Annotated in this window: 12 protein-coding genes; 4 read left to right on the top strand and 8 right to left on the bottom strand. The window is 70.6% G+C overall.

Annotation, left to right across the window (positions count from 1 at the left end):
• Window positions 1–74: 74 nt before the first annotated feature.
• Complete coding sequence (locus ACZ60M_RS16090) at window positions 75–1,475, top strand: MFS transporter (protein ID WP_465418746.1); 1,401 nt, start codon at window positions 75–77, stop codon at window positions 1,473–1,475.
• Here the strand turns inward: ACZ60M_RS16090 and ACZ60M_RS16095 are convergent.
• Genes ACZ60M_RS16095 through ACZ60M_RS16115 form a run of 5 tightly spaced genes read right to left on the bottom strand, consistent with a single transcriptional unit; the run spans window position 1,472 to window position 5,251 of the window.
• Window positions 1,472–2,146, bottom strand: coding sequence for an NUDIX domain-containing protein (locus ACZ60M_RS16095; RefSeq protein WP_465418748.1), 675 nt, complete (start codon window positions 2,144–2,146; stop codon window positions 1,472–1,474). The two genes, ACZ60M_RS16090 and ACZ60M_RS16095, sit on opposite strands and share 4 nt — an antisense overlap.
• Window positions 2,143–2,520 (bottom strand): DUF4406 domain-containing protein, encoded by a 378-nt coding sequence (locus ACZ60M_RS16100; protein WP_465418749.1) that lies wholly within the window; start codon window positions 2,518–2,520, stop codon window positions 2,143–2,145. Before ACZ60M_RS16100 ends, ACZ60M_RS16095 begins: the two co-directional genes overlap by 4 nt.
• Window positions 2,521–2,544: 24 nt before the next feature.
• Window positions 2,545–3,330 (bottom strand): DeoR/GlpR family DNA-binding transcription regulator, encoded by a 786-nt coding sequence (locus ACZ60M_RS16105; protein WP_465418751.1) that lies wholly within the window; start codon window positions 3,328–3,330, stop codon window positions 2,545–2,547.
• Window positions 3,331–3,374: 44 nt separating this feature from the next.
• Window positions 3,375–4,052, bottom strand: a complete 678-nt coding sequence (locus ACZ60M_RS16110; protein WP_465418753.1) for a response regulator — start codon at window positions 4,050–4,052, stop codon at window positions 3,375–3,377.
• Window positions 4,049–5,251 carry a sensor histidine kinase gene (locus ACZ60M_RS16115; RefSeq protein WP_465418755.1) on the bottom strand — a complete coding sequence of 401 codons (1,203 nt, stop codon included), beginning with the start codon at window positions 5,249–5,251 and terminating at the stop codon, window positions 4,049–4,051. The genes ACZ60M_RS16110 and ACZ60M_RS16115 overlap by 4 nt, the downstream gene beginning before the upstream one ends.
• Window positions 5,252–5,395: 144 nt before the next feature.
• On the opposite strand from ACZ60M_RS16115, the gene ACZ60M_RS16120 reads away from it, so the two are divergent.
• From ACZ60M_RS16120 to ACZ60M_RS16130, 3 genes are all read left to right on the top strand, one after another.
• Window positions 5,396–6,316 carry an ABC transporter ATP-binding protein gene (locus ACZ60M_RS16120; RefSeq protein WP_465418756.1) on the top strand — a complete coding sequence of 307 codons (921 nt, stop codon included), beginning with the start codon at window positions 5,396–5,398 and terminating at the stop codon, window positions 6,314–6,316.
• Window positions 6,313–7,137, top strand: a complete 825-nt coding sequence (locus tag ACZ60M_RS16125) for an ABC transporter permease (RefSeq protein WP_465418758.1) — start codon at window positions 6,313–6,315, stop codon at window positions 7,135–7,137. Before ACZ60M_RS16120 ends, ACZ60M_RS16125 begins: the two co-directional genes overlap by 4 nt.
• Window positions 7,138–7,216: 79 nt before the next feature.
• Window positions 7,217–7,669 (top strand): PH domain-containing protein, encoded by a 453-nt coding sequence (locus tag ACZ60M_RS16130; RefSeq protein WP_465418760.1) that lies wholly within the window; start codon window positions 7,217–7,219, stop codon window positions 7,667–7,669.
• Window positions 7,670–7,728: 59 nt separating this feature from the next.
• On the opposite strand, the gene ACZ60M_RS16135 is transcribed toward ACZ60M_RS16130, so the two are convergent.
• Genes ACZ60M_RS16135 through ACZ60M_RS16145 form a run of 3 tightly spaced genes read right to left on the bottom strand, consistent with a single transcriptional unit; the run spans window position 7,729 to window position 11,262 of the window.
• On the bottom strand, window positions 7,729–9,627 hold the full coding sequence (locus ACZ60M_RS16135) for a glycoside hydrolase family 127 protein (protein WP_465418761.1): 1,899 nt from the start codon (window positions 9,625–9,627) through the stop codon (window positions 7,729–7,731).
• Window positions 9,628–9,631: 4 nt separating this feature from the next.
• A complete protein-coding gene (locus tag ACZ60M_RS16140; RefSeq protein ID WP_465418763.1) occupies window positions 9,632–10,444 on the bottom strand; it encodes a carbohydrate ABC transporter permease in 813 nt (270 codons plus the stop codon).
• Window positions 10,441–11,262: a carbohydrate ABC transporter permease gene (locus tag ACZ60M_RS16145; protein ID WP_465418765.1), complete on the bottom strand. Its 822-nt coding sequence runs from the start codon at window positions 11,260–11,262 to the stop codon at window positions 10,441–10,443. The genes ACZ60M_RS16140 and ACZ60M_RS16145 overlap by 4 nt, the downstream gene beginning before the upstream one ends.
• Window positions 11,263–11,440: the final 178 nt, after the last annotated feature.

Raw genomic sequence — 11,440 nt, forward strand, 5'->3', positions numbered from 1 at the left:
TCGCCGTTGTTCCCGGCGGCGTCCGGATCGATGATTGCCGGGCCAAGGAATCCACCACTTCCCAAGGAGCCACGATGAAAGCCCGCGAATGGGGTGTGCTGCTCGTCCTTTCAGGAGCCATTTTCCTGGAGGGCATCGACATCGCCATGCTCAACATCGCCCTGCCCTCGATCCGCACCGACCTCGGCCTCTCGACCGGGTCGCTGCAGTGGGTCGTGAGCGCGTACGTCCTCGGCTACGGCGGCTTCATGCTGCTGGGCGGCCGGGCCGCCGACATCCTCGGCCGCCGCCAGGTGTTCCTGACCGCGCTCGTCGTCTTCCTGCTGTTCTCAGGCCTCGGCGGGCTCGCCGAGAACGGGGCCACGCTCATCGCGGCGCGGTTCATCACCGGCTTCGCCGCCGCGTTCATGACCCCCGCCGGACTCTCGATCATCACCACCGGGTTCGAGGAAGGACCGAAACGCGATCGCGCCCTGATGGTCTACGGCGCGATCGGCGCGGGCGGGTTCACGCTCGGCATGGTCATCGGCGGCCTGCTGACCGCGCTGGACTGGCGCTGGGTGTTCTTCATGCCGGTGGGCCTGACGCTGGTCCTGCTGGTCGCGGCGCTCGTCCTCATCCCGAAGTCGCCGCGCCCCGAGCGGAGCGGCCAGCGTTTCGACCTCCTCGGGGGCCTGACGATCACGGCGGCGGTCGTGCTGCTCGTGCTCGGCGTCGAGCGCGCCTCGCACGTGAGTCTGGTATGGACGATAGTGACGGTCGCGTTGAGCTTCTTGCTGTTCGCGCTGTTCTGGGTCGTCGAGCGGCGGCACCCGGCGCCGCTGGTGCGCCTCGGGATTCTGCGGTCGGGGTCGCTGGTGCGCGCCAACCTGATCGGGATGCTGTTCATGGCCGGGTTCTTCGGCTTCCAGTTCCTGGTGGCGCTGTACCTGCAGGAGCTGCGCGGCTGGTCGACGATCGAGGCGAGCCTTGCGATGCTCGTCATCGGGATCGACGTGGCGCTGGCACCGACGGTGACGCCGAAGCTGGTGCAGCGTTTCGGGAACGCGAAGGTGCTGCTCGCCGGGCTGGGGTTCGCGGCGCTCGCGTTCGCGCTCTTCCAGACCGCCGGTGCGGACACGTCCTATGTCGGGATGCTGCCGAGCCTGGTCGCGATGGGCCTGGCGTTCACCCTGGCGTACGGGCCGCTGACCATCATCGCCACCAACGGGATCGACGAGTCGGAGCAGGGGCTCGCGGGCGGGCTCTTGTACACCTCGTTTCAGTTCGGCGCGGCCCTCGGCCTCGCCGGTGTCGCGGCCGTGAACGTCGCGGCGACCGCGTCGGGCGAGCCGGGCGCGCTGCTCGACGGCTACCGGGCCGCGTTCCTGGTGCCGCTCGCGGCGGCGGTGATCGCGGTGGTGATCGGGGCGTTCAACCTGCGGGGCGCGAAAGCCGAAGCGCCCCAGGAGGAGCCCGCCCTTGCGGCCGCCTAGTACGGCGCCTTCGGCGGGCCCTGAGCGAAGGGCCCGTCGAGGGCGGCCCACTGCAGGAGCATGACGGTCTTCGCATCGGCGATCTCGCCGGTGAGGATCATGTTGCGGGCCTTGTCGAATGGCAGCTCGACGGTGGTGATGTCCTCGCCTTCGGCGGCGACGCCGTGCGAGGTCTCGTCCAATGCGGCCTCGTAGGGCGCGGCGAAGAAGTGGACGCGTTCGGTGACCGAGCCAGGGCTCATGTAGACCGCGAAGACGTGCTCGACCTCGCCGACCTGGTGCCCGGTCTCCTCGGCGGCCTCGCGGCGGATCGCGGTCTCGGGGTCGTCGTCGTCCAGGAGCCCTGCGGCGGTCTCCAGGAGCATCCCGTCGGGGTGGCCGTTGACGTACGCGGGGAGCCGGAACTGCCTGGTGAGCAGGACAGTCCGGCGTTTCACGTCGTACAGGAGGAGGGTCGCGCCGTCGCCGCGGTCGTAGGTCTCGCGCTGCTCGCGGCTCCAGTGGCCGTCGCCGTGCTGGTAGTCGAACGTGGTCTTGCGCAGCACGTACCAGTCGCTGGAGAGCAGTTCGACGTCGCGGATGCGAACGCGCGCATTGCCGTCGAGGTCGCGCCCGTGCCGGTCGAGACCGGTGCGGCCGCGGCGGTCGGGGGTGTCGATGCCCGCGGTCATCGGGCGGCCGGGATCTCGTCGCGGCCGGTGTAGACGGCTTTGCCCTGCTCGCGGGCTTGGTTGCACATCATGTCGGCGCCCGCCGAGGGGCCGCCGATGCGCAGGACCGCGTCGCAGCGGGTGAGGAGCAGTTCGGCGATCGGGTGGAAGATCTCGTCGAACAGCGCGTCTCCCGGCCGTGCGCCGCCCGCGGTCGCCAAGAGCGGCAGGGCGAGGGCTTCGCCGGTGACGGGCAGGTGCCCGGCGCGGAAGAGGTCGAGGGCGGTCTCGTTCATCGCCCTGACGTTGGCCTCCAGCTTGACCGGGTCGTCGCCGGTGCCGGAGCGGTAGGGCCCGGCGACGAGGATCATCAGCGGGCGCGGCGTATCGGTCATGTTGTCTCCCTAAATGAGATGGGCTCAGGCGAGACGGGTGTCGACGCCCGATTCGCGGAGCGCGCGCAGGGTGGCGGGGCCGCCCGGGTGGGTGGCGTCGTCGCCTGCGGCCGCGTCGGTCACGAACTGGTGCACCGCTTCGAGCGGGGCGACGCGGCTGAAGGCGCGGACGCCGAGCTTGGTGGCGTCGGCGACCGCGACGGTGCGGGCGGCCTGTTCGAGCCCGACCTGCTTGACGGCCGCGTCGTCGAGGGAGAACTCGGACCAGCCGTGGTCGGCGTGGACGCCGCCGATCGACATGATGAACCGGTCAAAGGTCAGGGACGCCAAGGTGCGCAGGGCGAGCGGCCCGACGAGGGACCGTTCGCCGGGGCGGGAGCGGCCGCCGATGACGAGGAGTTCGATCCCGGGCCGGTCGGCGAGGACCGCGGCGGCCTGGAGGCTGAGCACGGCGACGGTGAGCGGGCCGCGCGCGGCCAGGTGCTCGGCGACGTGCACGGTGGTCGTCCCGGCGTCGAGCAGTACCCGCGACCCGGGTTCGACCAGGGCGGCGGTGGCCGCGCCGAGCCGGTCCTTCGTCGCGGCCTGCCAGGTCGCGCGCACGGCGTACCCGTCGTCCTCCTCGATCGCGCGGGTGGCGACGGCCCCGCCGCGCACGCGGCGCACGAAGCCGCGCTGCTCGAGCTCGTCGAGGTCGCGGCGGACGGTCATCTCGGAGACGCCGAGGCGCTGCGCGAGCTCGGCGACGGAGACGCGGTCGGCGCCCTGGACGAGGCGGAGCGTCAGGTCGAGGCGGTCGGCGGTACCCATGCCCCGAATCTAACATGATCTTGTTCGAATGAACAAAGTGATGTTTACGGGAGCGGGTCCCCGGGCCTGACCAGGCCGGTCTGGTACGCGATGACCACCAGCTGCGCGCGGTCGCGCACTCCGAGCTTCGTCATCGCCCGGTTGACGTGGGTCTTCGCGGTCAGCGGCGAGAGGTAGAGTTTCGCGGCGATGTCGTCGTTCGACAAGCCGTGCGCGGCGAGCGCGAGGACTTCACGCTCGCGTTCGGTCAGGGCCGCAAGCGGTTCGGGGCTCGGCAGCGGGCCGGGCTCGTTCTGGCTGAGGAAGCGGCCGATCATGCTGCGCGTCGCCTTCGGCGATAGAAGCGCCTCGCCCGAGGCGACGACCCGGATGGCGCGCACCAGGTCGGCGGGCTCGACGCCCTTGCCGAGGAACCCGCTCGCGCCAGCGCGCAGCGCGAGGACCACGTTGTCGTCGTTCTCGAACGTCGTGAGCACGAGGATGCGCACGCCCGCGAGATCGTCGTCGGCCGCGATCCGCTTCGTCGCCTCGATGCCGTCGACCTCCGGCATGCGGATGTCCATGAGCACCACGTCGGCCCGCTCGGAACGGGCCAGCTCGACCGCCTCGCGGCCGTTCGCGGCCTCCCCGACCACCTCGAGATCGGGCTCGGAACCGATGATCATGGCGAAACCCGCGCGGATGAGCGCCTGGTCGTCGGCCAGCAGGACCCGGATGGTCACGGCGTCTCCTTAGCGGTTGCGGGCAGCTCGGCGTGCACGGCGAACCGCCCGTCCACGACCCCGGCGGTGACGGTACCGCCCGTCGCGGCGGCCCGCTCGCGCATCCCGACCAGACCGTAGCCCGAGCCGGTCGCTTTGGCGCCCTTGGCGATCGCGTTCACGACGTCGATCTGGACCGACTCCGGCCCGTACTCGATCGCCAGCTCGGCGCGGCCGGTCCCGTACTTCTGCGCGTTCGTCAGCGACTCCTGCACGATCCGGTACGCGGCCAGGTCCACCACCGCGGGCAGGTCGCGCGCGTTACCCCGCTGCCGGTGCTCGACCCGCAGCCCGGCCGCCGCAAACGAGTCCAGCAGTTCCGAAAGTCGCGCCAGGCCGCGGGTCGGTTCGGTCGGCTTGTCGTCCCCCGGCTCCTCGGGGCTGCGCAGCACGCCCACGACCGAGGCGAGCTCCTGCATCACCGTGTCCGCCGCCCGCCGGATGTGCGCCAGCGCAGGACCGACCGCCTCCGGGCGCGTCTGGAGCACGTGCGCGGCCGCGCCGGCCTGCACGTTGATCACCGCGATGTGGTGGGCCACAACGTCGTGCAGCTCCCGGGCGATTCGCAGCCGCTCCTCGGCGACCCGGCGCCGGGCCTCCTCCTCGCGGGTCTCCTCCGCGCGGCGGGCGCGGTCCTCGACCTCCTCGATGTAGGCGCGGCGGCTGCGGGTCGCGTCGCCGATCGCAACGGCGGCGATCGACCAGGCGGTGACGCCGAAGTTGTCCGGGGCGGTCCAGCCGCCGTCGCCGAACAGGCCCGAGGCGAGGAACATGGCCGCGATGCAGGCGCCCGCGACGAGCCACGCCCGGCGCCGGCTCGTGCGCCGCGCGAACGTGTAGGCGACGATCAGCCAGGTCACGATCAAGAGCGGATGGCGGTACCCGGTGGCGATCATGATGCCGACCGAGACCGCGGTGTCGAGGACGAGCAGCCGCTCGGGCCAGTGCCGCCGGGCCGCCAGGGCGAACAGCGCGGTGGCTCCGGCGATGACGTGCGCGGGGGCCGAGTCGGCGATGGTGAAGTCGGCGCGGGCGGCGGGGCCGTGTCCGTCGCCGAAGAAGAAGCCCGTGAAGAACAGCCCGACGAACGCGACCGCGAAGAGCGTGTCGATGAGCGTCGCGTGCCTCCGCGTCCACGCCCGAGTCGTCCCCCATGCCATGCCGGAATCGTACGCGCGAACGAGTTCCCAGGTCATCGTCCACTCGCAGTAGCGGTGAACGCGCCGCCTACCGCCGTTGCAGTACCCCAACCGCCCATGGCTGGAGGACGACGACTACGGCCGCCGGAACCGAGACTTGACCGCATGATCGAAGTACACGACCTCACCAAGCGATACGGCGACCACACCGCCGTCGACGGTCTCACCTTCACCGTCAAGCCCGGCATCGTCACCGGCTTCCTCGGCCCCAACGGCGCCGGGAAGTCCACCACCATGCGGATGATCCTCGGCCTCGACCGGCCCACCGCCGGGACCGCCACCGTCAACGGGCGGCCGTACGAGGACCACCTGGACCCGCTCCACCAGGCGGGCGCGCTGCTCGACGCGAAGGCCGTCCACACCGGGCGCACCGCGTACCGGCACCTGCACGCGATGGCCGCGACCACGGGCATCCCGAAGTCCCGCGTCGACGAGGTGATCGACATCGTGGGCCTCCATCAAGTGGCCCGCAAGCGGGTCGGCGGGTTCTCGCTCGGCATGGGCCAGCGCCTGGGCATCGCCTCCGCGCTGCTCGGCGACCCCGACGTGGTGATCCTGGACGAGCCGACGAACGGCCTCGACCCCGAGGGTGTGCTGTGGATCAGGAACCTGATGCGTGATCTCGCTTCACAAGGACGCACCGTGTTCGTCTCTTCACACCTGATGAGCGAAATGGCGCTCACAGCCGAGCACCTGATCGTGATCGGCAAGGGCCGCATGATCGCCGACACCTCGGTGGCCGGCTTCATCGAGACCGCCGCCAACGAGAGCGTCCGGGTGCGGTCGCCGCACGCGAACGCGCTGCACGACCTCATCGCCGGGCCTGGGACCACCGTCCTCAGCGTCGACCGGGGCCTGTTCGAGGTCACCGGGATGTCCGCCGAGGACATCGGCGACCGCGCTGCCGCCGCAGGGATAGCGATCCACGAGCTCCACGTCGTTCGCCCCTCGCTGGAGGAGGCGTTCATGGAGCTCACCAAGGACGCCGTCGAATACCAGTCCACCTTGATCGGAGAAGCACGATGACCACGGCAACCCTCGAACCGGTCGCGGCCCGCGAGACCCGGGCGCGCAAGCGGGTCAGCCTGGCCCGCGTCGTCAAGAGCGAGTGGATCAAGTTCTGGTCCGTGCGCTCCACCGTGATCACCTTGGTCGTCGCGGTGCTGCTGCTCGTCGGGTTCGGCCTGCTCGCCTCGTCGATGTTCGGCGACGGCTCGGACCCGCAGGGCCCTCCCGGCAACGAGCCCACCAACGTGGTCGGCGCGAGCCTGACCGGCACGAACTTCGCGATGCTCGCGTTCGGCACGCTCGGCGTGCTGCTCATGGCAGGCGAGTACAGCACGGGCATGATCCGCTCTTCGCTTGCAGCCGTGCCGAAGCGGCTGCCGGTGCTGTGGGCGAAGATCGCGGTCTTCGTCGCGGTGGTCTTCACCGTGGCCCTCGCTGGCGCGGCCATCGCGTTCACCGCGGGCCAGGCGATCATCGGCGACGGCGGCGCCTCCTGGTCGGACGAGGGCGTGGCGCGGGCCGTGATCGGGACGGCGGTCGTCCTCACAGGCTCCGGCCTGCTCGGCATCGGGCTCGGTGCGCTGATGCGCTCGACGCCCGGCGCGATCACCACGCTCTTCGGCGTCATGTTCCTGCTCAGCGGGGTCGCCGCACTGCTGGTCCCGGACAGCTGGAGCGATGTCGTGCAGTACCTGCCGTCGAGCGCGGCCGGTGCCTTTACTTCGGTCACGCAGGCGAGTGACGCGCTGTCGCCCTGGGCGGGGCTGACGGTGTTCCTCGGGTACGTGGTCGCGGTGGTCGGAGCGGCGGCGTTGCGGCTCAAGCGCTCCGACGTGTAGCAAGGGGGCTGAAGCCGCCGACCGCGAGATGCGGTCGGCGGCTTCTGGTGTTCACGTCGGGCCCCTAGGCTCGGGTCCCGTGAACGAACCTCGCACCCTGCGGTGCCGCGCGGCGGTCGCCCGGAAGCTCCTGGGCGTGGTCCTGCTCGGGTACTTCTCGGTCGCGGTGCCGGTCTACCTGGTCATGAAGGGCAACAATGAAGGCATCATCGAGACGCTGCTCGGCGGCTGCCTGTACCTGGTGATCGTCGCGGGCACGATCGGCAATGCGTTCGGCCTGCGCTGCAGGATGATCATCGACGCGGAGGGCGTCACCTTCGTCCAGAGCATCGGCGAGATCCGCGTGGCCTGGAACGACATCACCGCGATCCAGACCGGCGGCGACGAACACACCTGGGAGGTCGAGATCCAGACGGCCACCGGAAACCACCGCCCGAGCGCCCTGAAGTGCCTGCACTGGTTCGGCCGCCCGAAGTCCCTGCAGCGCGCGGTAGCAATCCTCGAAAGCTACCGGGCGGCGGCCCGGGAGTAGCGGTCAATTCGGGCGGATGCGGCGGCCCTTGGCCAAGGGGTTTGCCAAGGGCCGCTTGCTTACAGCGTTGGGAGGAACACGCGCATGGTCGCGCTGCCCCTTTGGGCCCAGCGGTGGTACGGGATCAGCTGGAGTTCGGCAGTGGGCGTCTCGGTGTTCCACTGCAGGGTGGAACGGTACGGCACACCCGGGTTCGGGGCCGTCGGCGCTGGCGACGAGCTGGCCTGGACGACCGCTCCGTCCGATTCAGACTGAGGCGGGTGCGCGGGGTCGACGCGGAGGGTCTCGATCACGTGTCCCTCAGGCAGGTCGGTCGACTCGACGCACAGGACAAGCGGCCCGCGTTCCACGGCCACGCAGCCCCGCACGGCGTCGATCCGCTCATCAGGCCAGGTGAACCGGGGTTCCACGGGCAGGTTCAACTCGATGACCCGGCCGGGTTCCAGCGGGCCCCGCACCTCGGCCCAGCCCGGTTCGACCGCGTACGCCGCCGACTCGTTGGCGAGGCTCGCGCCCTCGGCCCAGTCCGGAACCCGAAGGCGCAGTTCTACTCCGGCGCAGGGAGCTTCCAGGACCTCAATCCGGATCGCGCCTTCGCGCGGGTACTCGGTGGAAATCCGGAGCGCCAAGGCCTCGCCGCCGACCTCGATCCGCATGTCGCCGTTCGCGTACTGGAGCAGCGAGACCCGGTCGCCGTCGACCGATGCGGCGTAGGCCTGCCAGCTCGCGAGGGTCCGGGCCAGGTTTGTGGGGCAGCACGAGACGTCGAACCAGGGGGCGCGGACGCCGCCTTCGGCGCGCGGGTTGACCTCGTTGGGGCGGACATCGGCTGCGGCGCTGCGCTGGTGGAGCGGGTTGGCGTAGAAGAACGCCCTGCCGTCTTCCGCCGGGGACGCCGCGATGACGTTGTAGAAGGTGCGTTCCATGAGGTCGGCGTAGCGCACGTCGCCGGTCGCAAGGTAGAGGCGCCACGACACCATGTTCGAGGCGATCCCGGCGCAGGTCTCGCAGTAGGCGCGGTCGGGCGGGAGCTCCCAGTCCTCGCCGAAGCCCTCGTCCTGGTGGCGCGAGCCCATGCCGCCGGTGAGGTACGTGCGCCGCTCGACGCTCCTCCCCCATTGGCGCGCAACGGCTTCGAACAGCTCCGTGTCCTGCGTGTCGACGGCGACGTCAACCGCTCCGGCGGCCAGGTAGAGCGCCCGCACCGCGTGACCGCGCCAGGCGTCGGCGTCGCGGACCGGGATGTCGTCCTGGAAGTAGGAGGCATCAAGCAGCGTGACGGGCTTCAGCGTGCCCCGGCCGCGCCGCTCGACGAAGAGTCGCGCCTGCTCGGTGTAGCGGGGCTCGTCGAGCGCCCGCCCCAGTTCAGCGAGGCCGACTTCGATCTCGGGGTGCCCGCAGATGCCGTCCCGGCCCTCGGCGCCGAAGGTCCGGCAGACCTCGTCCGCGGCCCGCCGCGCGACCTCGACGAGCTTGTCTTCTCCGACCGTGCGGACCCGCGCGACCGCGGCTTGCAGCAGATGGCCCGTGCAGTACAGCTCGTGCCCCGAAGACAGGTCGCTGTACCGTTCCGCCTGTCCCGCATGGCCGTAGCAGGTGTTCAGGTAGCCGTCGTCGTCCTGGGCGGCGGCGACGCGTTCGGTCAGCGCCGTGAACGCCTCCTCGGCCCACTCGGCGCCGGTCCGCCCGTGCTCCCAGGCCAGGGCCTCCATCAGCTTGTAGATCTCCGAGTCGGAGAACTGCCAGCCGGGCCGCTCCCCGCCGGTGTCGCCTCGGGCGACGCGGTCGAAGTTCGCGATCCAGCCGAGGCGTTCCATCCACTCCAGACAGTGCTGGAGCGTGGCGGCGGTGTTGACGGCCTGGAGGCCGCCCCAGAACCCGCCGTCGAGGCGGAACTCGCCGAGGCCGAGCCCCCGCAGGCCGCCGGGAGGGTCGACGGGGACGATGTTGTCTCGCACTGGTTCAGTCCTTCACGGCACCGGCGGTCACACCGGCGGCCACATATCGTTGGGCGACGACCAGGAGGATCGCCGCGGGGAGCGAAGCGACGACGGCGGTAGCCATGATCGCGTTCCACTGTGTCGTGTTGTTGCCGATGTACTGGTAGATCCCGAGGGTGATCGGCACGTACTCGCTGGAGCGGCTGAGGGTCGAGGCGAAGATGAAGTCCGACCAGGCCCACAGGAACGCGAAGAGCGACACCGTGAGCGTCGAGTTGCGGCTCACCGGCAGGATGATCTTGGTGAACGTGCCCCAGGCCCCGGCGCCGTCGACGCGGGCGGCCTGGATGAGCTCCTTGGGGATGCCCGCCATGAAGGTGGTGTAGAGCAGGACTCCAAAGGGGACGGCGATCGTCGAGTCCGCGATGACGAGGCCCCACACCGTGTTCAGCATCCCCAGGCGCACGTAGATCGCGTAGAAGCCCATGGCCATGACGACCGCGGGGATCATCTGCGCCACCAGCAGCAGGAAGTTGAGGGCCCGCCCGCCGCGCAGGTTGAGGATTGCGAGCGCGTACCCGGCGGGTGCGGCGATCACGACGGTGAGCAGGACGCAGCCCGCGCCGATGGCGAGGCTGGTGCCGAGCGCCGGGAGCTGCTGCGCGAGCGCCGACTCGAACCCCTCGAACGTCGGGTGCGCCGGGAACCAGTTGGTCTGGCGCAGTTCGTTTGTCGGCGTGAGCGAGACGTTCACCATCCAGTAGACGGGGAACAGCATGATCGCGGTGAAGACGACGCCGAGGCCGGTCTTCCACCATGTCCTCGAGGCGGTCATCGGCGTTCTCCGTTCCGCTGGATGCGCAGGTGGACGAAGCCGAAGACGAGCGCGATGACGATGAGCAGGTTGCCGATCGCGGCGGCGGGCGAGAAGTCGGGCTGCCCGGTCCCGAACGCTTCGCGGTACGACCACACGGCGAGGGTGAGCGAGGCGTCGCCGGGCCCGCCGGTGGTCATGATCCAGATGACGTCGACGACTTTGAGCGTGTAGATGAAGCCGAGCAGCAGCGTGATCGCGGAGACGGGGCGCAGGAGCGGCAGCGTGATGTGCCAGAACTGCTCGCGCGCGCTCGCGCCGTCCAGGGAGGCGGCCTCGTAGGTCTCCTGCGGGATCTGCTGGAGTCCTGAGTAGAGGATCACGAGGTTGAACGGGATGCCGAGCCAGATGTTGGCGATGATGACGGCGGTGAGCGCGGTGTCCGGCGAGGTGAGCCAGTTGACCTGCTCGCCGCCGAACGCCTCGATCACGGAGTTGATGATCCCGTTCTCGCTGTTGAGCATCCACGCCCACGTGGACGAGGAGACGATGAGCGGCAGGAGCCACGGCACGAGGAACAGCGCGCGCAGCACACCGGAGAGCCGGAAGTTGTTGCGGAAGAACACCGCGAGCGCGAGCCCGATCGCGTACTGGAACGCGATGGAGACGACCGTGAACAGCGCCGTGTTCAGCACAGCGGTGCCGAAGGACTCCGACCCGAAGACCTCCGCGTACTTGCTGAGGCCCGCGAACTCGGGGTTGCCCTGCACGAAGGCCCGCACCGTGTAGTCGTGGGCGCTCAGCTCGATGTTGCGCCACAGCGGGTACGCGTAGAACACGAGCAGGTAGGCGAGGAGCGGCGCGGCGAACCCGATTGCGGTCCAACGGGATGCGCCTTGTCGGCGGCGGGCGCCCGGGGCGGGCGCGGGGGGGGGGGGGGGGGGGGGGGGGGGGGGGGGGGGGGGGGGGGGGGGGGGGGGGGGGGGGGGGGGGGGGGGGGGGGGGGGGGGGGGGGGG

It is taken from the genome of Glycomyces sp. NPDC050141 (assembly GCF_055586545.1).

Coding starts and splice junctions, on each gene's coding strand:
- ACZ60M_RS16095 (WP_465418748.1), bottom strand. CDS start 2,146: ATGACCGCGGGCATCGACACCCCCGACCGCCGCGGCCGCACCGGTCTC.
- ACZ60M_RS16140 (WP_465418763.1), bottom strand. CDS start 10,444: ATGACCGCCTCGAGGACATGGTGGAAGACCGGCCTCGGCGTCGTCTTC.
- ACZ60M_RS16100 (WP_465418749.1), bottom strand. CDS start 2,520: ATGACCGATACGCCGCGCCCGCTGATGATCCTCGTCGCCGGGCCCTAC.
- ACZ60M_RS16105 (WP_465418751.1), bottom strand. CDS start 3,330: ATGGGTACCGCCGACCGCCTCGACCTGACGCTCCGCCTCGTCCAGGGC.
- ACZ60M_RS16115 (WP_465418755.1), bottom strand. CDS start 5,251: ATGGCATGGGGGACGACTCGGGCGTGGACGCGGAGGCACGCGACGCTC.
- ACZ60M_RS16120 (WP_465418756.1), top strand. CDS start 5,396: ATGATCGAAGTACACGACCTCACCAAGCGATACGGCGACCACACCGCC.
- ACZ60M_RS16090 (WP_465418746.1), top strand. CDS start 75: ATGAAAGCCCGCGAATGGGGTGTGCTGCTCGTCCTTTCAGGAGCCATT.
- ACZ60M_RS16125 (WP_465418758.1), top strand. CDS start 6,313: ATGACCACGGCAACCCTCGAACCGGTCGCGGCCCGCGAGACCCGGGCG.